Annotated in this window: 23 protein-coding genes; 10 read left to right on the forward strand and 13 right to left on the reverse strand. The window is 62.6% G+C overall.

All coding sequences use genetic code 11. From position 1 onward, the window contains the following. Window positions 1-7 precede the first annotated feature (7 nt). Window positions 8-1,060: an AbrB family transcriptional regulator gene (locus AC1RT2_RS04160; protein ID WP_493099737.1), complete on the reverse strand. Its 1,053-nt coding sequence runs from the start codon at window positions 1,058-1,060 to the stop codon at window positions 8-10. Window positions 1,061-1,240: 180 nt separating this feature from the next. Here AC1RT2_RS04160 and AC1RT2_RS04165 point away from each other — a divergent pair, with 180 nt between their 5' ends. Next, window positions 1,241-2,368, forward strand: coding sequence for an ATP-dependent DNA helicase (locus tag AC1RT2_RS04165; RefSeq protein WP_493099739.1), 1,128 nt, complete (start codon window positions 1,241-1,243; stop codon window positions 2,366-2,368). A gap of 78 nt (window positions 2,369-2,446) precedes the next feature. Here AC1RT2_RS04165 and AC1RT2_RS04170 read toward each other — a convergent pair whose 3' ends face one another. Both AC1RT2_RS04170 and AC1RT2_RS04175 read right to left on the reverse strand, forming a co-directional pair. After that, a complete protein-coding gene (locus tag AC1RT2_RS04170; RefSeq protein ID WP_493100376.1) occupies window positions 2,447-3,124 on the reverse strand; it encodes a MerR family transcriptional regulator in 678 nt (225 codons plus the stop codon). 320 nt (window positions 3,125-3,444) lie between these two features. Continuing rightward, window positions 3,445-4,533 carry a hypothetical protein gene (locus tag AC1RT2_RS04175; RefSeq protein ID WP_493099741.1) on the reverse strand — a complete coding sequence of 363 codons (1,089 nt, stop codon included), beginning with the start codon at window positions 4,531-4,533 and terminating at the stop codon, window positions 3,445-3,447. Between the two features lie 243 nt (window positions 4,534-4,776). On the opposite strand from AC1RT2_RS04175, the gene AC1RT2_RS04180 reads away from it, so the two are divergent. After that, on the forward strand, window positions 4,777-5,529 hold the full coding sequence (locus AC1RT2_RS04180) for a pyridoxine 5'-phosphate synthase (RefSeq protein WP_069058402.1): 753 nt from the start codon (window positions 4,777-4,779) through the stop codon (window positions 5,527-5,529). Between the two features lie 38 nt (window positions 5,530-5,567). On the opposite strand, the gene AC1RT2_RS04185 is transcribed toward AC1RT2_RS04180, so the two are convergent. Then, on the reverse strand, window positions 5,568-6,455 hold the full coding sequence (locus AC1RT2_RS04185) for an SDR family oxidoreductase (protein ID WP_493099743.1): 888 nt from the start codon (window positions 6,453-6,455) through the stop codon (window positions 5,568-5,570). A gap of 173 nt (window positions 6,456-6,628) precedes the next feature. On the opposite strand from AC1RT2_RS04185, the gene AC1RT2_RS04190 reads away from it, so the two are divergent. Both AC1RT2_RS04190 and AC1RT2_RS04195 read left to right on the forward strand, forming a co-directional pair. Next, window positions 6,629-7,036: a winged helix-turn-helix transcriptional regulator gene (locus AC1RT2_RS04190; RefSeq protein ID WP_069058404.1), complete on the forward strand. Its 408-nt coding sequence runs from the start codon at window positions 6,629-6,631 to the stop codon at window positions 7,034-7,036. 33 nt (window positions 7,037-7,069) lie between these two features. Then, window positions 7,070-8,314 (forward strand): FAD-dependent oxidoreductase, encoded by a 1,245-nt coding sequence (locus AC1RT2_RS04195; protein WP_493099746.1) that lies wholly within the window; start codon window positions 7,070-7,072, stop codon window positions 8,312-8,314. Here AC1RT2_RS04195 and AC1RT2_RS04200 read toward each other — a convergent pair. Together AC1RT2_RS04200 and AC1RT2_RS04205 are read right to left on the reverse strand one after the other, a co-directional pair. Continuing rightward, on the reverse strand, window positions 8,256-9,269 hold the full coding sequence (locus AC1RT2_RS04200) for a bifunctional helix-turn-helix transcriptional regulator/GNAT family N-acetyltransferase (RefSeq protein WP_493099748.1): 1,014 nt from the start codon (window positions 9,267-9,269) through the stop codon (window positions 8,256-8,258). The genes AC1RT2_RS04195 and AC1RT2_RS04200 overlap by 59 nt on opposite strands. 54 nt (window positions 9,270-9,323) lie before the next feature. Next, window positions 9,324-10,037 (reverse strand): aspartate/glutamate racemase family protein, encoded by a 714-nt coding sequence (locus AC1RT2_RS04205; RefSeq protein ID WP_493099750.1) that lies wholly within the window; start codon window positions 10,035-10,037, stop codon window positions 9,324-9,326. A gap of 169 nt (window positions 10,038-10,206) precedes the next feature. Between AC1RT2_RS04205 and AC1RT2_RS04210 the strand changes: the two genes are divergently transcribed. After that, window positions 10,207-10,671, forward strand: coding sequence for an Lrp/AsnC family transcriptional regulator (locus AC1RT2_RS04210; RefSeq protein WP_069058408.1), 465 nt, complete (start codon window positions 10,207-10,209; stop codon window positions 10,669-10,671). A gap of 76 nt (window positions 10,672-10,747) precedes the next feature. Here AC1RT2_RS04210 and AC1RT2_RS04215 read toward each other — a convergent pair whose 3' ends face one another. The 5 genes from AC1RT2_RS04215 to AC1RT2_RS04235 form a co-directional block, all read right to left on the reverse strand. Then, window positions 10,748-10,957 carry a cold-shock protein gene (locus AC1RT2_RS04215; protein ID WP_069058409.1) on the reverse strand — a complete coding sequence of 70 codons (210 nt, stop codon included), beginning with the start codon at window positions 10,955-10,957 and terminating at the stop codon, window positions 10,748-10,750. 200 nt (window positions 10,958-11,157) lie between these two features. Next, a complete protein-coding gene (locus AC1RT2_RS04220) occupies window positions 11,158-11,514 on the reverse strand; it encodes a DUF4087 domain-containing protein (RefSeq protein WP_493099752.1) in 357 nt (118 codons plus the stop codon). A gap of 10 nt (window positions 11,515-11,524) precedes the next feature. Continuing rightward, window positions 11,525-11,821, reverse strand: a complete 297-nt coding sequence (locus AC1RT2_RS04225) for a hypothetical protein (protein ID WP_493099755.1) — start codon at window positions 11,819-11,821, stop codon at window positions 11,525-11,527. Window positions 11,822-11,960: 139 nt separating this feature from the next. Next, entirely contained in the window at window positions 11,961-12,272 is a 312-nt protein-coding gene (locus tag AC1RT2_RS04230) for a hypothetical protein (RefSeq protein ID WP_069058412.1), read from the reverse strand. 136 nt (window positions 12,273-12,408) lie between these two features. Beyond that, complete coding sequence (locus tag AC1RT2_RS04235; RefSeq protein WP_069058413.1) at window positions 12,409-12,789, reverse strand: BRA0787 family protein; 381 nt, start codon at window positions 12,787-12,789, stop codon at window positions 12,409-12,411. A gap of 401 nt (window positions 12,790-13,190) precedes the next feature. Here AC1RT2_RS04235 and AC1RT2_RS04240 point away from each other — a divergent pair, with 401 nt between their 5' ends. From AC1RT2_RS04240 to AC1RT2_RS04250, 3 genes are all read left to right on the forward strand, one after another. Beyond that, complete coding sequence (locus tag AC1RT2_RS04240) at window positions 13,191-13,838, forward strand: TetR/AcrR family transcriptional regulator C-terminal domain-containing protein (protein WP_493099758.1); 648 nt, start codon at window positions 13,191-13,193, stop codon at window positions 13,836-13,838. Window positions 13,839-13,896: 58 nt separating this feature from the next. Then, window positions 13,897-14,916, forward strand: coding sequence for a ketol-acid reductoisomerase (gene ilvC / locus AC1RT2_RS04245; protein ID WP_493099760.1), 1,020 nt, complete (start codon window positions 13,897-13,899; stop codon window positions 14,914-14,916). Window positions 14,917-15,472: 556 nt separating this feature from the next. Next, the gene (locus tag AC1RT2_RS04250) at window positions 15,473-16,696 is read left to right on the forward strand and encodes an aminotransferase-like domain-containing protein (protein ID WP_493099762.1); all 1,224 of its coding nucleotides are present in this window, start codon (window positions 15,473-15,475) and stop codon (window positions 16,694-16,696) included. A gap of 105 nt (window positions 16,697-16,801) precedes the next feature. Here AC1RT2_RS04250 and AC1RT2_RS04255 read toward each other — a convergent pair whose 3' ends face one another. Beyond that, window positions 16,802-18,445: a M20/M25/M40 family metallo-hydrolase gene (locus AC1RT2_RS04255; RefSeq protein WP_493099764.1), complete on the reverse strand. Its 1,644-nt coding sequence runs from the start codon at window positions 18,443-18,445 to the stop codon at window positions 16,802-16,804. Window positions 18,446-18,588: 143 nt separating this feature from the next. Between AC1RT2_RS04255 and AC1RT2_RS04260 the strand changes: the two genes are divergently transcribed. Then, window positions 18,589-19,005 carry an Lrp/AsnC family transcriptional regulator gene (locus AC1RT2_RS04260; protein ID WP_069058417.1) on the forward strand — a complete coding sequence of 139 codons (417 nt, stop codon included), beginning with the start codon at window positions 18,589-18,591 and terminating at the stop codon, window positions 19,003-19,005. A gap of 1 nt (window position 19,006) precedes the next feature. On the opposite strand, the gene AC1RT2_RS04265 is transcribed toward AC1RT2_RS04260, so the two are convergent. Next, window positions 19,007-20,623 carry a hypothetical protein gene (locus AC1RT2_RS04265; protein WP_493099767.1) on the reverse strand — a complete coding sequence of 539 codons (1,617 nt, stop codon included), beginning with the start codon at window positions 20,621-20,623 and terminating at the stop codon, window positions 19,007-19,009. A 157-nt stretch (window positions 20,624-20,780) separates the two neighbouring features. Here AC1RT2_RS04265 and AC1RT2_RS04270 point away from each other — a divergent pair, with 157 nt between their 5' ends. Beyond that, window positions 20,781-21,887 (forward strand): endonuclease/exonuclease/phosphatase family protein, encoded by a 1,107-nt coding sequence (locus AC1RT2_RS04270; RefSeq protein WP_493099769.1) that lies wholly within the window; start codon window positions 20,781-20,783, stop codon window positions 21,885-21,887. Window positions 21,888-21,905: the final 18 nt, after the last annotated feature.

Here is a 21,905-nt window from a genome sequence, read left to right on the forward strand (position 1 = left end):
ACAAACTCTAGGCGCGGTCCGCCATGAAGCGGGCAAGCCAGGGCCCGAGGATGGTCACGAGGATCAGCCGTGCCGTCTGGAGCGTCATGATGAAGGCGACGTCGACATTGCTCGATGCGGCGATGACGGCGATGGAATCGAGGCCGCCGGGGCTGGTTGCGAGATAGGCGGTCAGCGGATCGATGCCGAGGACGAGGATCAGCAACCCGGCGAGCAGGCCCGAGAAGCCGATCAGCACGATGATCGAGGCGACCGTCGGCAGCAGGGCGCGGCGCGCATGCATGAGGATGGCGCGCGTGAAGCCGAGGCCGATATTCCAGCCGAGCAAGGTGAAGGCGATGACCAGCAACCATTGCGGCAGCACGATAGTCACCGTGCCGGACGAGTTCAGCACCGCGGCGAGCGCGAAGGGCACGAGGAAAGCGCCGGCCGGCACGCGCAGCTTCTGCCCAAGAAGGCCGGCGAGGATGCCGATACCGAGCATGGCGACGAGGGGCAGCATCGGCACAGGCTCGAACCAGGCATGCGGCGGCACCGCCGCCCCGTCATGGCCGCCGAAATGGGCGACGAGGGTGGCGCAGGTCGCGACGAAGACGACGCGCAGATATTGCATGAAGGCGACGAGACGGGCGTCGGCGCCGTAGGCTTCGGCCATGATCATCATGGTTGAGGCTGCGCCGGCGGACGAGCCCCAGATCGCCGTTGTGCCCGGCAGGACGCCGGTGCGCGCGATCATCCAGCCGGAGAGCGTGCTGACGCTGATCACCGAGATCACCACGAACAGCATCAGCAGCCAGTTTTCGGCGAAGGTGCCGAGAAAATCCTTGGAGATCATGGTGGCGATCATCAGCGCGAGCACGACTTGCACGCCGAAGAAGAAGATGCGCGGCAGGCGGATCGTCCCGCCACCGAGCGCCACGACGATGCCGGCGATCATCGGTCCCATCAGGAGCGCTGCGGGGAAGCCGGCGACTTCGAGCGGCACTGTCGTGGCAACGGAGAGGCAGCCGACAAGGCACCATTGCAGCCAGGCCGGCAATCTGCCGGCGCCGGTTGGCATGTTCTCGTTCGGGCTTGAAGAGGCGGCGGACAAATCAGGGCTCCGGGCGGTTGTGCACTGCATACATTGTCGGGCCATTGGGGAACAGGGCCAAATCAGGGGAGGGCTGGTTCCGCGTCCGCCTGTGTACTCCTCACGCTGCCCCTTGCCTCTGCCGTGCGAATCCTGCCAAGTCCGGTCATGGAATTCGCACCCCAACAGGATGAAGCGCTGAAGGCCGTTGCCCAATGGCTGAAGGCCGGGCGGGACCCGTTGTTCCGGCTGTTCGGTTATGCCGGCACCGGCAAGACGACGCTTGCGCGCCATTTCGCCGAGAATGTCGATGGCGATGTTCTCTTCGCGGCTTTCACCGGCAAGGCGGCGCAAGTGCTGCGCTCTAAGGGTGCGTCGAACGCAAGAACCATCCATTCGCTGATCTATCGCCCGCGCGGCGAAGAGGAAGTGTCGGACGAGGAGACGGGGAAAACCTCGATCTCGCCGATGTTCTCCATCAACCGCCAGAGCCCGGTCGCCAAGGCCGCGCTCGTCGTCGTCGACGAATGCTCGATGGTGGACGAGGCGCTCGGCAAGGACCTGATGAGTTTCGGCACGCCCATCCTCGTGCTTGGCGATCCCGGCCAGCTTCCCCCGGTTTCCGGCGGCGGCTACTTTACAAACCAGGACCCCGATTACCTTCTGACGGACATTCACCGGCAGGCGCGCGACAATCCGATTATCCATCTCGCCATGCAGGTGCGCGAAGGCAAGGATATCGGCTACGGCGATTACGGTGCAGCGCGTGTCATCGGGCGGAACGAGGTGGATCAAACGCTTGTGCTCGAGGCCGACCAGGTGCTGGTCGGCACCAATCGCACGCGTCGGCGCTACAACCAGCGCCTGCGCGAGCTGAAGGGGTTTACCACCGAATATCCGCAATCCGGCGACAAGCTGGTGTGCCTGCGCAACGATCCGGCCAAGGGCCTGCTCAACGGCTCGCTCTGGCAGGTGATGAGTTCGTCCAAGGAAACGGTGAAGCCCGGCATCAACCTGATGATCCGGCCGGAAGACGACGACATGGACCGCGGCGCGGCCAAGATCAAACTGCTCAAGGCCGCCTTCGAGAATCTCGAAGAGGAAATCCCGTGGTCGACGCGCAAGCGCTACGACGAGTTCGATTTCGGCTATGCGCTGACCGTGCACAAGGCGCAGGGTTCGCAGTGGAACAATGTCGTGCTGTTCGATGAAAGTTTTGCTTTCCGCGACACACGTGAACGCTGGCTTTACACTGCCATTACGCGCGCCGCGGAAACGCTCACCATCGTACGATAATCAGGACCCGCACGACGGACCGCTTATCAGGAAGCGGATTGAGGGGCCGGTCATCATGTCCGGCCGCATACGCCGGTCTTAATGACCGACGATCCCGAGCATGACCGCCTTTGCGACGGCCTGGAAACGGTTGTTGCTGTTGAACTTGGCGATGATGGTCTTTTCCATCACCTGCACTTCGCCGGGCTCGACTTCGAGCGCGCGCGCGATACGGCTTGTCGGATAGCCTTCCGCCATCAATGTGAGGCAGCGCAATTCGACCTGCGAGAAACTGCAATGCGGCGTGTTGTCGTTCGTTTCGATCTCGTGGGCGGCGCTGAAATCCAGAAGTTCGTTGATCTGCTGCATCTGGCGGCGGATCGTCGACTGCTGGGCGGCGAGCTCCCGCTTGCGCGCGGTCATGGCGGTGCGGAAGATGGTGTCGGCTTCATCCTGGCTGTCGGCTGCGGAAAGCTGATCCAGCAATTCCTGGATCACCGCAACGGGCATGCCGGTCTCGCGGCAGGTGTTGACCACCGCCATCTGCTGGATCTCTTCCGGCCCATAGACGCGCATGGGGCCGACGCGGGCTGCCCGCAGCAGGCCCTTTTCCTCGTAGAAATGCAGGGTGCGGTGCGTCACGCCGAAGGCGTTCGCCATGTCCGCAATGGCAAGGCGCCCCTCCGGCAGGTTTTCCGGCAGCGGTGCCACGGGCAGGAAACGGATGGTCTTGCGTGCGCCGGTCCGGCCATCCGCTTTCTTGGACTCATTGGTCATCATGAAAGCGGCCCGCCAAAAAGAAGAATGATCATGTGAATATCCCCGGTCACCGACGCAAAACCCGCTTCACCCTGAAGGCGGGAATTCGAATCGGTGGATAGTGCCCTGTCACTGTTCTATCGGCTGTGCAGACCGAAGGAACTGTATGCAATCGCGCGACGATTCTCGATCCGATTCTTGATTAAAATGTTCCGGATTTTGAACCAAGGCGGCACACACTACCGATCCGCCCAGGTTCATAAAGTAAACCGAAGGGGGGAGCGTGCCTATCGTTATATCTAGGGATGTATTTTCTGTGCCCGCGCGGCGTGTAGGGTTTAGCGCGTCACCACGGCGCCGGCCTCGTCATGCGCGGTCGCTTCGGCAAGCGTGGCGGGCGAATGCGCATTGCATGTCACGTGCTGTCCGGCGCGGGGTGCGCTCGGGTGCGGCTCGGTGCGCGTGAGACATTGCATGATGCGGCTTGCCGTGCCGATCTGCGTTGCGTGGCGATAGAGCGGGCCACTCGCCGAAAGCGTCCGGGCGGCAAAATTGACGGCTTCAAAGGCAATGCCGGCCTCGCTGCGAAGCTGTTCGCGGGAGAAGTGCCGCACATAGATCGTGGCGCCAGACTGTTCATGGATCAGCCGGGCGTAGATGCCGCGCCCGTCAGCGCGGCTCTCGATGCGGATTGCGTAGGACAGCGCGTGCAATGCATTCGATTTACGGGAATCAGTGAGATGCACCGTCCTGTGATAGCCGGCGGAATTTGCGATGGCGCGAGCGAAGGCGTTGCATTCACCGCCTGCCGGCCAGCATTGCTGGATATACAGGCTCGGCAGGGCTTGGGTCTGGCCGGCGAACCGGTTCTGGACCGAAAGAACGAGCTGGGCCTTGGCGATCGCCGCATTGGTCGTCTCCGGATAGACCGAGGGCGCCAGGAAGAACAAGGGTAGCAATGAAAAGAGCGCGAGCGGCGAAGAGATCGGCGCAGGCAGCCACGACCGGCGCGGTACAGGTTTTTCGCGAGCCTGTTCGGGGCGTGGAGGCGGTCCCGCATCATCGGTCGCTGCCGGTTGGGCTGCGGTGAACGCGTATTCCGGGACATAGCTGCCCAGCGGAACGCGGATGCGCAGAGGATCAGATGCGCCCTCCGTCTCGTAATATAGATCCAGCAGCTTTCTCAGCTTGCCGGCCTGCACCCGGACAAGCGGATCGTTGCCGGCATCGAACCCCGGCGGGCGGCCGAAGACATCGATGCCGATGCTGTAGCCCTTCAGATGTGCCGCCTTGCCGGAAAGCTCACACTCGACGACATAGGAAAGGAATGAACGCAAGCGCTCGGAGCGGGCGAAGGTCTCGCTGGTGACGACGGCATGCAGGGCACGCCGCACGAGATCGCACGCCGGCCTGTCGGTCCTGCTCATGGTGTTGCCACAGAGGGGGCCATCGTCGCTGCCTGATTTCCTTCCATTCCCGCAAGAGGTGCCACGGCGCAGCATCCCTAAAATTCACGGGGAGTTTACCGGTGATTCTTGATCATGAGCAAGGGGCGGGGCGGGCTCGGCGGATAAATAGCGCGCAGGCATCGGGAAGCTGGCTCTCACCGCGATTGCCCTTGTGGAAACAACAGGCTAGACCTGTGCACAGCAAAAGGAGTGAGCTGCGTCATGCCTGCGAAACTGTCGGTCAATCTCAACGCCATCGCCATGCTGCGCAACCGCCGGGACCTGCCCTGGCCAAGCGTCACCGACCTTGGCCGGATCGCGCTCGAGGCCGGTGCCAGCGGGTTGACCGTGCATCCGCGGCCGGACCAGCGCCATGTGCGTTTCAGCGACCTGGCACCGATCCGCATGCTGATCGATACGGAATTTTCCAGCACCGAATTCAATATCGAAGGTTTCCCGGAAGAAAGCTTCATGCGCCTCGTAGAGGAACATCGTCCCGAACAGGTGACGCTCGTGCCGGACGATCCGGCGCAGGCGACCTCCGATCATGGCTGGGATTTCCGCAAGAGCCACAACCTGCTCGGAAATGTCGTCGGCCGGCTGAAGAAGCTCGGCCTGCGCGTTTCGGTCTTCGCCGATGGCGAGCCGGACCGTGAGGCGCTGGCCATCGCGAAAGACATCGGCGCAGACCGGATCGAGCTCTATACCGGTCCCTACGGCGGTTGCTACGACAATCCTGCCGAGGCAGCGCGCCTTGCCGATCTATTGGGAGAGACAGCGGACATTGCCCACGATCTTGGCCTTGACGTCAATGCCGGCCATGATCTGACGGTTGCCAACCTGCCGGCGCTCGTCGCGCGCATCCCGCGGCTTGCGGAAGTCTCGATCGGCCATGGTCTGACGTCGGATGCGCTGCAGTACGGCATGGCGGAGACGGTGCGCCGCTTCTGCCGCGCCTGCGGCCAGGACGTTTGACGGCACGGCGCCCCGAACGGAGCGCCGCGTCTTTTGCCTCAGCCCAGAAAGGCTGCCTTGTTGGCGGCAACGAAATCCTCGAACGCCGTCAGCGGGCGACCGGAGAGTGTTTCGGCGTCGCCGGTGACCATGGCGATCTTGCCGTCCCGTGTGTTGGCGTCGAAGGAGACGATGGTCGGCACGAAGCCTTCCGGCAGGCCGGCGGCCTTCAGGCCCTCGGTCAACTGGGCATCCGTGACATGGACGACGGCGAGCGGCTTGCCGGTTGCGGCGGAAACGATCGCGGCGATCTCTTCGGCTGTGCGGCTCTTCGTGCCGGTCAGCGTGTAGGTCCTGCTCTCATTGCCGGCTTTCAGGACAGCGCCGGCAAGGGCGGCGGCGGTGTCGGCGCGCGTGATGTGGGCGATCTTGCCTTCGCCGGTCGAGGTGTACCATGAGCCGGTTGCAAGCGCGTGCGGCAGCGACATGAAGAGGTTTTCCGCATACCAGCCATCGCGCAGGATCGTATAGGGGATGCCGGTCGCCTTGATGGCTTCCTCGGTGCCGAGATGGTCCGGCGCGAAGGTGACGCGCGAATCGTCCGGCTGCGGCATGGACGTGTAGAGGATGTGCTTAGCGCCGGCTTTTTTCGCGGCGGCCACGGCGGCCTTGTGCTGGGCGAGGCGTTTTCCAGGCGCATCGAGTGCGTCGGTTGAGATGATCAGCACCTTGCCTGCGCCGGCAAAGGCGGCATCGAGCGAGGCCGGGTCGTCGAAGTCGGCGGTGCGCACGGAGACGCCCTTGGCAGCATAGTCGGCGAGCTTGGCGGTGTCGCGCGTGGTGGCGATGAGGTTTTCCGGTGCAATTTTGCCGGAGGCGAGAAGCGTATCGAGGACGAGGCGGCCAAGCTGGCCGGAGGCGCCGGTAACGAGAACTGTGTCGGTCATGTCTTTACCTTTGTGTGGGGCCGTTCTGAGGGGCCTTTAGGGCAGGCGTGGCGGGGAGGCGCCGTCCATCCTGCGGGTTGGTCTCTTATCGAGACTTGCTCTTATCTGGTAATCTGGTAGAGCCTGTAAAGGAGGCAGTTTTTTCTGCGGTGGTTACCTGGAGGGAACCGGCTATGAACAAGATGGTCGAACGGGCCGAAGGCGAGCGGGTGTTGATGATCGACGGTGTTGCCATGTCGATGGACGATTGTCCTGTGCGTGACGTGCTGAACAGCGTCGGCGGGAAGTGGACTTCTTTGATGATCCTCGGCCTTGCCGACGGACCGCGCCGTTTCTCACAGCTGCGCCGCTTCATCCCGGATATTTCGCAGCGCATGCTGACACAGACCCTACGCGACCTGCAGCGGGATGGCTATATCACCCGCACCGTCTATCCAACCCAGCCGCCGAGCGTGGAATACCGACTGACGCCGCTTGGCCAATCCTTCCTTGCGCTCCTGCGCTCCCTGGTGCACTGGTCTACCGAAAACCACGCTGCGATCCGGGCTGCCCGGTCGGTCTACGACGCAGAAGCGCACTGACAATCCGGCCTTCTGGCCGTTTCGGGGAAGGGCATGAAGCCACTGGATATCGGCATTGCCGGCGCGGGGCCTGCGGGGCTTGCTGCAGCATTGTTTCTTGCACGCGCCGGTCATCGGGTGGAGCTCATCGAACGTTTCGACTGTCCATCGCCGGTCGGCTCCGGCCTGCTGATGCAGCCGACGGGGCTGACGGTGCTCGATGCGCTCGGTCTTTCCCCCACGATCCACGCCCTCGGAAACCGCATCGACCGGCTGCATGGTGCGGACGCGCGCAGTGGCCGCACCGTTCTCGATGTGCGCTACGACGCACTGGCCGGCGGTCGCTATGGGCTGGCGGTGCATCGCGCGGCGCTGTTTTCCACGCTCCATGATGCAGTGGTGGCGGAAGGATTGCCGATCCGTACCGGCATTACGCTGGCAAAAGCCGAAACCCGGCAGGCTCGCACGGCGCTGCACGACCCGGACGGCGAGATCGTCGGCGACTATGATCTTGTGATCGACGCGACCGGCGCGCGCTCGCAGCTCGTCGCGGCCTCCGTCGTCGCACCGAAGGTGACGGAACTGCCTTGGGGGGCCTTCTGGGCGACGCTGGATTGCGACGGCATTGCGCATGACGACCGGGCGCTCGCCCAGCGGTATGATGCCGCGAAAGTCATGATCGGCATCTTGCCAGTCGGCCGGGCGCATCCGGGCGAGGGCCGTAAGGCCGCCTTCTTCTGGAGCCTCAAGACGGCGGATGCCGACGCCGTGAAGCGCGCCGGGCTTGCGCAATGGAAGGCCGGCATCACCAGCCATTGGCCGGAGACGGCGCCTTTTCTCGCGCAGATTTCGGACTGGGACCAACTGACGCTCGCCCGCTATGCCCATCGCACCGCGTTGCCGCCCTATGCGGATGGCATCGCCTTCATCGGTGACAGCGCCCATTCCACCAGCCCGCAGCTTGGGCAGGGGGCGAACATGGCGTTGCTCGACGCGGCGACGCTGGCGCATGCGCTTTCGTCGGCGGCCACCGTGGAGGAGGCGCTTGCCGCCTACGCCGCGGCGCGCCGCCGTCACGTCCAGCTGTTCCAGCTGCTGTCCTTTGTCTTCACGCCGTTCTACCAGTCCGATTCCCGAGCGATCGCCTGGCTGCGCGACCGGCTGGTGGCGACCGTCGCGAAAATCCCACCGGCCCCGCAGATCCTCGCCGCCATCGTTTCCGGGACGCTTGCCGATCCCTTCACGCCGGCTGGGCTTCAGGAATGCTGCTGGCTGGAGACTGCGCTTCGGGAGGCCTGACCGGCGCCTGCCAGCCGTCAAGATCCAGCGCCCAGATCTGGCCGACGAGATCCTGGCCGAAGCTGTGATGCGCTTCCTCCTTCTCCAGCCTGAAGCCGGCGGCCTGGTAGATGCGGCGCGCGGCTGTCAGGATGTCGTTCGTCCAGAGTTCCAGCCGCCCGTAGCCCGCCTCTTTCGCGAAGCGAATGCACTCCGTCACCAGCCGCGTGCCGAGACCGTGGCCCCGAGCGGCGGCATCGACATGCAGCAGGCGCAGCTTCGCGGTGCTCTCGCCGCCCTTGACCAGAAAGATGCTGCCGACGAGGTCGCCGTTCTGTTCGGCGATCCAGCAGCGTTCGCGGGAGGGATCGAAATTGCGCAGGAAGTTTGCGCAAATCTCGGCGACGAGCGCCTCGTATTCCGTATTCCAGCCATAGGTTTCGACATAGCTTTTCGCCTGGCTGGCGATCACCCGGCCCATGTCGCCGGCGCGGTGGTCGCGAAGAACGATCGGATCACCGCTCTCGCCGCCGCCGAGCAGTCTCGTGGCCTTGCAGAGAGACGCGCCGAGGGCAAGGCGTTCCGTTTCATCGAGCGGCGCGATGAGGGTGGAAATGCTCTCCCGGGAGCGGATTGCAAGATCCGCAGCGACCGCGCGACCGTTTTCCGTGAGGCTGAGAAGCCGCCCGCGACCATCCGCCGGGTCTTTTCGGGCATCGACCATGCCCTTGCCGGCAAAGGCCTTCAGCATGCGGCTGAGATAGGCCGGGTCGAGCGACAGTTCTTCTGTGAGCTGCGATGCGGAGGTGGAGCCGCGGGCGGCGAGTTCGTAGATGACGCGCGCTTCGGTCAGCGTGTAGGGCGTGTCGAGATAGGCGCGGTCGAGCACGCCGATGCGATTGGTGTAGAAGCGGTTGAAGGCGCGGATGGTTTCAATCGTGTCCGCGCCACCATTTCCGGGAGGCATTGCAATCATGGTAATCTCCTTCGATCACCATGATTGTAATTTATTGGACTGAGTCAACTATTTTTAGGCGGCTTCGCTGACAGCGATGGGGCCGAGAGCGAAATCGACGGCGGCCTGGGCGTGGATGGCGGTCGAATCGAAGCCGGGCAGCGGCAGTGCGTCCGGATCGAGCAGCAGGCAGATTTCCGTGCAGCCAAGGATGACGCAGTCGGCGCCTTCAGCGCGGGCAGCCTCGATAAGGGCGAGAACGCGGTCGCGCGAGCTCTCGAGCACCTTGCCCTGGCAGAGTTCGTTGAAGATGACGTCGTGGATCAGCGTGCGGCCGTCTTCATCCGGTACCATGACGTCGAGGCCGGCCGTCTTCATGCGATCGGCGTAGAAGCCGTGCTCCATCGTGTAGCGCGTGGCGAGGAGGAGGGGCCGGCGTTTGCCAGCCGCGAAAATTTCGCGTGCGGTCTCGTCGATGATGTTGAGCAACGGCGCCTTGACGGCAGCCTGCACGGCGTCTGCAACGAGGTGCATGGTGTTGGTGCAGATCAGCACGCATTCAGCGCCGCTCTTTTCGAGGCCTGTGGCAACGTTGCCAAGGCGCTCACCTGCGGCATCCCAGCGGCCGGCCTTCTGAAGGTCGACGATGGACTGGAAGTCGACCGAATGCACCAGGATCTCCGCCGAATGAAGGCCACCGAGCCGCGCGCGCACCGCTTCGTTGATCATGCGGTAATAGACCGCCGTGCTTTCGAAGCTCATGCCGCCAATAAGGCCGATCGTCTTCATGGTCGTTTCCCCGTTGATTGTTTCGATGACAACCAGAATGCCGCGAACTCGGTGGTGATTGTTCGCAAAGTTTCGAGCATTTTTGCAAAGTTGAGAGGATTGTTCTTGCCTATCGGCATTTATGCGCGCTTTTCTTGCGCATGGGCGAGGATTGAAAGGGAATCTCGGCGTGCTGGATGAACGAGACAGGAAATTGCTGGCGCTGCTCCAGGAGGATGCCGGTGCGCCCGTCGCCACGCTGGCGGACAAAGTCAATCTGTCGCTGTCTGCCTGCGCGCGCCGCATCCAGAGGCTGGAGGAAAGCGGATATATCGCCGGAAAGGTCGCGCTGCTCGACAGCAGGAAGATGGGCGTGCCGACGACGGTTTTTGCGCTCATCAAGACGGCGCATCACAGCGACGACTGGATCGAACTGTTTTCGCGCGCCATTGCCGACATTCCCGAGGTCGTCGAGGCGCACCGGCTGACGGGCAACTACGACTATATCCTGAAGATCGTGCTGCCGCGGGTCGAGCACTACGACGTGGTCTACAAGCGCATCGTGCGCAAGGTCGAGCTTTTCGACGTGTCCGCGTCCATCTCGATGGAAGTGCTGAAAAGCGGGTCTCGCCTGCCGGTGGAGCACGCCGAATAAAGGAATTCCCGCGAAAGCGGGCACAAAAAAGGCCGGTTGAAACCGGCCTTTCTCGTTTTTTGCCGTAGGCGGCGGATCAGGCTGCGACGAGCTGATCGGCCGACATCTTGCCGGACTTGCGGTCGCGGATCAGCTCGAAGCTGACCTTCTGGCCTTCGTCCAGGCCAGCGAGGCCGGCGCGCTGAACGGCGGAGATGTGGACGAATACGTCCGGCTCACCGCTGTCCTGCTGAATGAAGCCGTAGCCCTTGGTGGTGTTGAACCATTTTACGGTACCAGTTGCCATGACGAAACCTTTCCTAAGCCGTCAAATCAATCTTGGGCTGCCAACAGCGGCAACCATGGGAGGTCGAATTTGAAGGGTAGGTTCGTAACTGCAGGCACAGGGCCTGCAAATGCAGAAGTCAACGTTCAAATCTCGATGCGGGAGAAATAAGTGGTTCGTCATCTTCGGTCAAGATGGCCCAATACGACGATTCAGGGTCTTTATTCCGGTGCGGAAAGCGCCGAGTCGTTCTCGCACTGTGAGATCGGCAACTGGCGGAATGAGTGGATCGCGAGGATGCGTTCCTCGTCGGCATCGGTCTCCACCTTCAAGCAGGCGCAGGCATAACCGTAGTTGCCGTTGGTGCGCACATAGTCACCTTCGGAGATGTCGGGAATGTTCTCGATGCCGTCCGGCTCATTGCCGCTACCCTGCGTCATGATCGTCCAGGTGCCTTCGCTGTCGTCCAGCCACCAGTTGGCGGGCGTCGGGTTTTGCAGCCAGCCGCAACGGGTTTCGGCAGCGTCGGCGCCCGTGGCGGCGAGGGCGAGAAGGGCGCATACCAGCAGTCTTTTCATGGCTTTGCCCTCACATGCCGGTTTTCTTGCAGTGGAATGTGTCGCCGCTTGTTTCCGAAGCCCAGTCCATGTCCGTGTCGGTAATGTTGGCGAGGCCGATGCGGTAGTCGTCTGCAAAGGTCAGGATGTAGGCGCTGCCATCTTTCTCGCTCTTGAGGATCGGCATCGGTCCTTCGCCCGAATCGTAGGTGTCTGTTGTGAAGGTGAAGGTGGAGACCTCGCAATCCCAGGTGCCGACATAGGGCGGCTCTTCGCTGGCATGAGCGGGCAGGGTGGAAACGACGAGAGCTGCGAGGAGACGAAGCATGGCGGCGGATGTCCCGTTCTGGAGCGCGTAGATGATGTGGAAATGTACGAGCAAAGAACGGTTGAAGCAGACGGCTTATTCTCGCGCAATGGTAAAAGGCCCGGCAAAGCGGCCGGGCCTTGTCTCGATGCTGGACAGTCTATCTGACGTCGATCGGCAGGCGATCGTCGCAATGGCGGACTTTCGTCCGGTGGCCGCTCCGATCGAAGAGCACGGCCCAGTTCGTCGAGCAATAGGCGCCGCTATTCGCAAGGATGACCCGGTGCTTCTTGCGGACATGGGTGAACGGCTCACGCTCGACGGTGCGGTAATACTCGCCGCGGCCGCTCGAGCCTCTGTCGCTTCTGTCGTTTCCATTGTCGCCGCGGCCTGATTTCTGGGCCAGCGAAGGGGTTGCGAAGGAACCGATGGCCGTGGCGAGGGCGATGGAAACGAGAACAAACTTGCGCATGGACTTCTCCTTGAGTTGCAGAGCGTCTGTTTCGCGCTCGGGAGAACAGTCTCATGTCGGTCGGCGAGCCGCTGTCTCCGGAGAAACAGGGCACAAAAAAAGGCCCCGGAAACCGGGGCCTTTTCATTGAGAAGTGTCAGGCGGGGCGCCGTTTGTCCACGCGATGATGGTCAAGGAAGGTCGCGATGGCCGTTTCGCCGTAGAGGCGGCGCTGTTCGACAAGGGCGGTGGCGAGGCGGGCAGCATCGCCGAAGGTGGCGATTTGCGCGGCCGCGGCTGCCGGATTGCGGGCAAGCGCATCGGCAACGAGGTCCGCCATGGTGCGTGGCAGGAGATCGGTGCAGTCTCGCATGCTTTCAAAGACGGTGCCGATGGGAACGATCGTGTCTTCGTAGATCACCATCGGTTCGGCGCGTTCGTCTTCCCAGGCATCAAAAGCTTCCAGGGCATCACCGAACGCTTGCTGCAGAGTGATGGGAGCATGTCCTTCGTGAAGGTCTGGCAGGAAATTCAACATTTTCTGTCTCCTTGGCGTAAGGGCGTTTCTCTTTCGTACTCCTGTACTCAGGCCTCGATGCCGGCTGCCGCTCGCAATGTGAGCGGCCTGCTGCACCGCAGGTCTCACAAATCTTAACAACAGGAAACGTCTTGGGAAGCGAAAAATTTTGTCGAGACCGCGCGGACTTGCCAGTTTCAAGCGGCTTCTGTTTCAAATCAGCGAGATAGCGGAAAGAAAATTTCTTCTGTGTTGTGCGTTGCGGTCATAATTGTGTGGCGCAGCAGGCAAATTCGTCGGGTTTGGCCGGGCAAATCACCTGATTTCACCGCTTTGCAAGAAGGGTGTTGACCCGAAAGCCAGACATCGCTAGAAAATGCCGAACCGTACGGTACGGTACGCAAATTTAATGGGTGGGCATCTTGCAGATCGCGGAGCAGAGCAGGGCAGGCGCAGCAGCCGGCGGACTGACGGAACGTCAGGGCGCGGTGCTGGAGCGTGCGCTTGGTCTGCTCGTCGAGGGCGGTGAACGGGCGCTGACGACCGCCGGTGTGGCGCGTGCGGCGAACTGTTCAAAGGAAAGCCTCTACAAGTGGTTCGGCGATCGCGACGGGTTGATCTCGGCGATGATCACCTTCCAGGCCGGCAAGGTCCGCACGGTCGAGGTTGCCGCCGGCGCGCTGACCGCCGAGACGCTGCGCAAACATCTTCTGGCGTTTGCGCGCGACCTGATCGACGTGCTGTCCGGCGACGTGTCGCTGGCGCTGAACCGTCTCGCCATCGGCCAGGCGAGCCGCGAGGGCGCAGGCCTCGGCCGCCTGTTGCAGGAGCGCGGTCGCCGGCAGATCGGAAAGCGCGCTGCGGCGCTGCTGGAAGCCGGTCGCAAGGCGAAGCTGCTTGCATTCGACAGTGCCGACGAGGCATACGGCACGCTCTACGGCCTGATCGTTTCCGACATGCATCTGCGAATGCTGCTTGGGGAGGATGCCGCAACGCTGAAAAAGGAATTCTCGCCACGCGCGGAGAAGGCAGTGGATGCCTTCCTGACGCTTCACGGCGCGAAAGGGTAAGGCCGGCGGGACAAGCCGCCGGCTCAGGTTAAACAGACAGCAAGGGAAGGAACCATCGATGCGCGTCTATTACGATCGTGATGCCGATCTCAACCTCATCAAGGCGAAGAATGTCGCCATCGTCGGCTATGGCTCGCAGGGCCGTGCTCACGCCCTCAACCTCAAGGATTCCGGCGCCAAGGGCGTCGTGATCGCGCTCAAGGCCGGTTCGCCGACCATCAAGAAGGCCGAAGCCGATGGCTTCAAGGTCATGACGGTTGCCGAAGCCGCCAAGTGGGCCGACCTCCTGATGATGGCGACGCCGGACGAACTCCAGGCCGACATCTACAAGGCAGAAATCGCCGGCAACATCCGTGACGGCGCTGCCATCGCGTTTGCCCACGGCCTCAACGTGCATTTCGGCCTCATCGAGCCGAAGTCCTCGGTCGACGTCGTCATGATCGCGCCGAAGGGCCCGGGCCACACGGTTCGCGGCGAATACCAGAAGGGCGGCGGCGTTCCCTGCCTCGTTGCTGTTCACCAGAACGCTTCGGGCAACGCGCTTGACCTCGCGCTCTCCTACGCCTGCGGCGTTGGCGGCGGCCGTTCGGGCATCATCGAGACCAACTTCAAGGAAGAGTGCGAAACCGACCTCTTCGGCGAACAGGTCGTTCTGTGCGGCGGTCTCGTCGAACTGATCCGCGCCGGCTTCGAAACGCTGGTCGAAGGCGGCTACGCGCCGGAAATGGCCTATTTCGAGTGCCTGCACGAAGTGAAGCTGATCGTCGACCTGATCTATGAAGGCGGCATCGCAAACATGAACTATTCGATTTCCAACACGGCCGAGTGGGGCGAATATGTCACCGGCCCGCGCATCATCACTGCCGAGACCAAGGCTGAAATGAAGCGCGTCCTCGCCGACATCCAGACCGGCAAGTTCACCTCCGAGTGGATGCAGGAATGGAAGGCCGGCGGCGCACGCTTCAAGGGCATCCGCCGCAACAACGACTCGCACCAGATCGAAGAAGTCGGTGCAAAGCTGCGTGGCATGATGCCGTGGATCGGGAAGAACAAGCTGGTCGACAAGGCCGTCAACTAAGTGACGAGCCGATCCCCGTTACCCGCTGGCATGCCTGCGGCAATACGGTGATCGGCAAGAACAAGCCGGTCGAGAAGGCTGGCAACTAGACGTTTCTGCATTCCGTGCAGAGCAATCGGCCGGGCGGTTTTTCGCCCGGCCTTTTATTTCAGAAAACCTGAAATAATGCAGTGCATCCTTCGGCGCCATTGCGGTGCAGCAAGTAATACGCTTGCCTGAAGCGGCAAACAGGAACAAAATACGCAAGTGTTTCGTTCAGTTGTCGGGAGGATCGTGCAATGACCACCATTGTCCAATACTTCGCCTGGTTCGATCTCTTAATCCTGGGCAGTATCGCCATGCTTGTGCTGCTCAGCCTCTACGGCGACCGCACCACCTGAACGTGGCCGGCGCCTGAAATGGCCGCCGGAGTGCACCCGCTCCGGCGAGAATAAAGTCGCGCGAAATCTTGGGTCGTGCGCAGCTTCTCTTGGTGCGAATATTTAGGTCAGCATTATTGACATAAAAAGAGCGCCGTGATGAGGTGCGTCCAAACAACAAGCCCGAGGAAACCCCGATGTTCAAATGGGAACAGGCCTTCGCGACGCGTGCGTCGCGGATGAAGGCGTCCGAAATCCGTGAATTGCTGAAACTGCTGGAACGGCCCGACATCATCTCGTTCGCAGGCGGCATTCCTGATCCGGCCCTGTTTCCGAAAGAAGACTTCGCCGCCGCCTATGCCGATATCCTCGCCGGCGAAGGCGCGGCTGCCGGTCTGCAATATTCGGTCAGCGAGGGCTACAAGCCGCTGCGCGAATGGCTCGCCGGCGAAATGGCCAAGCTCGACATCGCCTGTTCGGCCGATAACGTCTTCATCGTATCCGGCTCGCAGCAGGGCCTCGACTATCTCGGCAAGCTCTTCCTGTCGCCGAAGGATACGGCCCTCGTCACCTGGCCGACCTATCTCGGCGCCCTCCAGGCCTTCAATGCCTATGAGCCGACCTACGACCGGCTGAACCTTTCCGGCAACCGCACGCCGGATGCCTATCGCACAACGGCGACGGAGGCCGGCGGCCGCGTCAAGTTCGCCTATCTCTCCGCCGATTTCGCCAACCCGACTGGCGAAACGGTTGACCGCGCCGGCCGCGAAAAGCTGCTCGACCTGGCGGAAGAACTGGACATCCCTGTTATCGAGGACGCCGCCTATCAGTCCCTCCGCTATGACGGCGAAACCGTGCCGCCGATCCTGGCGCTGGAAATTGCCCGCAAGGGTGATATCGACGCGGCGCGCACCATCTATTGCGGCAGCTTCTCCAAGACGCTCGCACCGGGCCTGCGCGTCGGCTATATCGTCGCGGCAGCCCCCGTCATCCGCAAGCTGGTGTTGATGAAGCAGGCGGCGGACCTGCATTCCTCGACCATCAACCAGATGGTCATCGCCCACGTTGCCGAACGCGGCTTCGATGCACAGGTCGCAAAAATCCGTGCCGCCTACAGTGCTCGCCGCAACGCCATGCTGGCGGCGCTCCAGAAGTACATGCCGGATGGCGTTACCTGGACCAAGCCGGAAGGCGGCATGTTCGTCTGGGTCACGCTGCCGGCCGGCATGGACGGCGCGACGCTGCTTGCCCGCTCCATCGAAACGGAAAAGGTTGCCTTCGTGCCCGGCCAGGCTTTCCACGCAGATGGCAGCGGCGCCAACACGCTGCGCCTCAGCTTCTCCTGCGCCGACGCCGCGACGATCGAGGAGGGCATTTCCCGCCTCGGCCGGCTGCTCTCCAACGAGCGCCTCGCTGCCTGATCGGCGGATGTAGTTAGCCTCTAACCTTCTCCCCGCATGCGGGGAGAAGGGACGTACCCAACGAGTTGGAAAAGGTGGCGGCAGCCGACTGAGGGCGAAATTCGCCTAGTCGGCAAGACACGAGCGTGTCGCTTCGAACACCAGATCCGGCAGAACCTCAAATGTATAAGGCGCGTGTACACGCTCCCATTTCTGGTGATAGTCACGCCCCCACGGGCCGATATTGACCGTCGGGAAGGAGAGCAATCCTTGCCCTGCAGCGTCGGTGAAGGCCGCTGACGGTGTGTTGGCGGCGAGCAGGCCGGTTTCGCCGGCGTCCGGCCGGTGGCCGAAGAAGCTCATGTCGGAAATGCCGGCAAAAATCTGCTTGAACTTGATCGACGTGCCATGCTGAGTCGCGGTGTTCTCCATGACTGCCTGAAGCCGATCGCGCATGGTGCGCCCCGTGTCGCCCGCGCGTTCCAGATGCACCAGCGGATAATGCAGGCTGCCGAAGCCGATGATGACGGCCGGGCCTTCCATGCCCGCTTCGGTCGCCGCGGCCGCAACGATCTCGCGGCTCACCTTCAAGGGATCGGCGCCGCCGGAGAGGGACCGGTCGAGCGCCGAAAGACGATCGAGCGCGTCGCCACCGCGTGTGTTCAACCGCTCCAGAAGCTCGGCATAGGTGAGCACGCTGCCTTCCGTCTTTCCTGCTGGGCGGCCACGGTAGTGCGCCTGGTGCGCGGCCTGTGTTTCGAGTGCCGTGTTCAACGCGCCGGTTACCAGCGTGCGGAAGTCACTGAAAATCTCGGCGGCGCTGCGGCGGTGTGTCAGCCAGTTGAAGGAGAGCCAGACGCGATCCGGCGTCGTCACGTCGTAACCGTCGCGGATGTCGCGGGCTTCCAGGCATACCGGTGGCGGGGAGCGCTCGCCGAACGCCTCGTCGCTAAGCTCCGGCACGGTGTCCATGGCGCGAATGATTTCGGCGCTGATGCGGTGGGCGCTCGTACCGTTGAACGGGTAGCCGGCATGGGTCGGGCGGCCGATGACGAAGGCGAAGGGGGCGAACTTGCCGATGGAGCCGAGATAGACCGCGCGGCCTTCCTCGCCATCGTGCTCGCAGCTCGACGCATCGAGATTGATGCCGGCGACGATGTCGAGATCGAAGCGACGGGCGATCTCCGGCAGCGCATTGCGCAGGCTGCGCATGCCGCGCGAGCGGTTTTCCTCGTCCGGCGTCGCGACGAACAGGATATTGCCCTCCGGCGCCTCCAGCCCGGCGAAACGCTCCAGCACCGCGATGCCGGCGGCAAGGCCGCTCTTCATGTCGAGCAGACCGCGCCCGGCGATGAAATCGCCGCTCTCGAAATCCTTGAGGGCCTTCGTCTCCGCGCCGTTCAGCGGACGGCTGCGGAGTTCCTTCATAAGGGCTTCCGTCAACGGTTCCGGATCGCAGGCGAGCGGCGCAAGCGTGCCGTAATTGGCAATGGAGACGGTGTCGAAATGGCCGGCCAGCACCACCGTGCGCCGCCCGCTGCCGCGCACCAGAGCGACGACGTTCTGCGTCATCGGCTCACCGTGGCTGTCCACGGTAAAAAGCTGCTGGGGATGGCGCTGGAAATAGGGTGTTTCGGCGAGATGCGCCCGCAGCTTTTCGGAGAAGCTGGCTTCGTCCGGTGAACCGGTCACGCTCGGCCAGCGGGTCATCAGCAGCGAGAGGTTTTTGGCGCGTGAGGCTGCGGTGTGGAGCGTGGTTTCGTCGGTCATGGGGATCGGCCTGTCGGAAGCGGTTGCGTCGAGATTGCTGCTAGGCTAGCCAAGGAGAACGGCAAGCGAAATGGCAATATTTTGAGAAAATCGCTATCTGAATTGCTGTTTCGTCATCACGAACTGGCACTCTGGTACTTGCTATGGATACGATCGACCGAAAACTCCTCGCCCTCCTTCGCAAGGATGGCCGTGCTTCGCTCTCTGCATTGGCTGCCGAATTGAACGTCTCGCGCGGCACGGTGCAGAACCGCATCGAGCGGCTGACGCGCGACGGCGTCATCGCCGGCTTTACCGTGCGGGTGACGGCTGCCGACGATCCGCATGCCGTTCGCGCCGTCATGTTGATCGAGATCACCGGCCAGAAGACGCTCTCCGCCATAAAGGCGTTGCGCGGCATTCCCGAAATCCGTGCGCTGCACACGACGAACGGCGCCTGGGACCTTATTGCCGAGATTCAGGCTGATAACCTGGTCGAGTTCGAGCGGGTGCTGCGCGGGGTACGCGCCATGGATGGCGTCTCGAAATCCGAAACCAGCCTGTTGCTCACCACGCTCTAACCTACGGCATCACGATGTCGATTTCCTCGCCCGTCGAGGAATAGGTCACGCGACCACCCTTCCAGCCGTCCGGGCTTTCGAGGCGGATTTCCAGCGTCACCTTGCCATCTGGCGAGGGCACCATGAAGCTGCCGTCCGGGGTCATCAACTGGCCGACCGAGAAGGTGTAGCGCGACAACGCCATCTCCGAACCGACCTGCAGCCGTGAGAAGGTTCGCGCCGTCAGTTCGTTGAGTTTTTCGGCAGAGAAGAAGGAGAGGTCGCCCATTCGGTAGAGCCGCTCCGGGCGGAACTCCGAATCCCAGGGCATCATCATCGTCATGGCGGTGATGCCACGGTCGTTGGCGGTATAGCTGCGCATCTTGCCCGGTGCATCCGGCACTTCGGCGAGGATCTGCATCGAATCATGACTGATGCTGAGTTCGGCGAACCGCGCGTTCTTGCCGAACTGCTCGCTGATCACGGCGAGGGTGTCGTGTGTCGTCTTCGGATCGAGCCAGTTGCGCTTCGGCTGGCGTGCGGCAGGAAGGTTGGCGGCACGCACCGTACCGTCGGTCGTCAACTCGATCGTTCCGCTGTTGGAAAACAACGCTATCTCCCCGGATTGCGTCCAATCCGTGAAGTGAACGGTCCAGCGCAGTTCAGGCTTGCCGGGACCGCCGGAGAAAAGCCGAAGCATCATGTAGTTCATTGTCGACTTGTCGTTGCCCCAGGCCTTTTTCGCGGCATCCCGGATTTTCCCCAATTGCCAGAGATCGACATCGGCAAGCGAAAAGGCCGGTTCCGCCGCAGTACCGGGAAACATCGGCGAGGCGATCGGCGAGCGCGTCACGCCGGATATATCCCACGAATAGCCGACGGTGGTCTCCTTGAGCGACGGATGGTCGGCCTTCACCTGCACGGATTTCGGGTAGATCGTGATGTCCCGGATGATCGGTTTGCCGCTGATGACGCCGGTCAGGCTTTCGATCGCCGCTTCCTTGGGCCAATCTTCATCGTTGATGAAATGCATGGTCCGGGCGCGCGCGGTGTTGGACAGATCGCCGCCGATGATCGTGCCCTGCGCATCCGCATAGACCGTGGCACTTTCCCGCGGCGAGGCGACATAGATCGACCAGCGGATATCGCCGTAGGACGGTGTCGGCAGCAGGCTGACGCGCCTCGCGATTTCGATCGACTGGACGCTTCCGCCGCCTTCCAGCTTGGCATAGGCCGCGGCGCGGCTTGCAACATCATCGGTCTTGTCGAGGGGGATTGCGTCGAGAGAGAACAGGCCGCTGGCAACATCGTCCACCATGGCCGGCGCCGGGCGTGCGGCGGGGCCGGCCACGACCTCGGTTTCGAAGAAGATGAGGCGCGATGCCTGCCGGACCTGCCATTCCTCCACGTCGCCCGGCCGTGACCCGCCGAGCAGCACGGAAACCGACTTGTCGGTGATTCGGATCGTGTGCACTGCCGGCGTCCGGCCGAGTTCCCCGACAATGCGCTCGACCGCCCGAGCGGCTTCACCCGGTGCAGTGATATAGTTCTCGGCTGCGCGGACGGGCAGGCCGGCGAGCAGCAGGAGGCCCAACCAGGCCGCCAGCAAGGCACGTATCGTGCTGGATAGACGTCCCATGAGCGTTCCCTCCGTCTGCCACCGGAATGCGCATCATCCGTGCTGGGTAACGGCGTTGCAAGCCGGTTTATTCCGGCAGGGCGCGCGTCACCACGAAAAGGCGCTTTCCATTGCCGGGCAGCCGGTTACACTTCGCCGGCATACCCGGAAGGACCTCATGTCACTACGCCTCGCCACATTCAACATCGAAAACCTCATGACCCGTTTCGACTTCACGGGTTTCCGCAACCAGGTTCGCCAGGATCGTGTGCTGCGCCTGTTCGACATCCGCAACGAGGCGGAATACCAGCGACTGGAGGAGGCGCGTGCCATTGCCTATACCGACGATGCCCGCCAGCATTCGGCGCTCGCCATTGCCGATGCGGATGCCGATATCCTCTGCCTGCAGGAAACCGACAACATGGCGGCGTTGCAGGCCTTCGAATACGGCTATCTCTTCCGCATGGTCGGCAACGGCTACCGCCAGAAGTACCTGATCGAGGGCAATGACAGCCGCGGCATCGACGTTTCGGTGCTGATGCGCGAGGAGACGCGCGACGGCCAGCGTATCGAATGCGTCGATATCCGCAGCCATGCCGCCGTCACCTATCGCGATTTCGATCTCCACACGCCGGACCTCGGGCAGGGGCTCAAGCCGGACGACAGGATTTTCAAACGCGATTGCCTGGAGATGGACCTGCGCATCGGCGGCCGGCCGCTGACGCTCTATGTCGTGCATTTCAAATCGATGGGGCCGGGACGGGAGGGCATGGATGGCCGCCAGTCGACCATGCCGGTGCGCATGGCGGAAGCCCGGGCGGTGCGGCGGATCATCGAAAACCGGTTTGGCGCCGGGAAGACGGCGGACAAGGCCTTCGCGATCTGTGGCGACATGAACGACTATCAGGCGAAGCTGGCGATCGAAGGAGACCGGCGCAACGGCTACCGTTTCGTGCCCAAGGATGAGGAGGTCAGCGCGCTCGATGTCTTCAGCGCCGATGGTTTCGCGGTCAATCCGGTGCTGCGTCGGCCGGTCGAGGATCGCTGGACGCTCTACCACAGCCGCGGGCCGGAGGAGCGCCATCTGTGCCAGCTCGATTACATCTGGCTGTCGCCGTCGCTGGCCGAGCGCAATGCAAAGCACGTCCCTGAAATCATTCGCGCCGGCCAACCCTTCCGCACGATCTTTCCTCCGGGGCAGGAGGTGGAGCGCTATCCGCGCGTCGGCTGGGACCGGCCGAAGGCGTCCGACCATTGCCCGGTGGTCATGACGCTCGATCTCTAGCATTTCAGCGTGTCATTT

It is taken from the genome of Shinella sp. GW821-FHT11G07 (assembly GCF_058808115.1).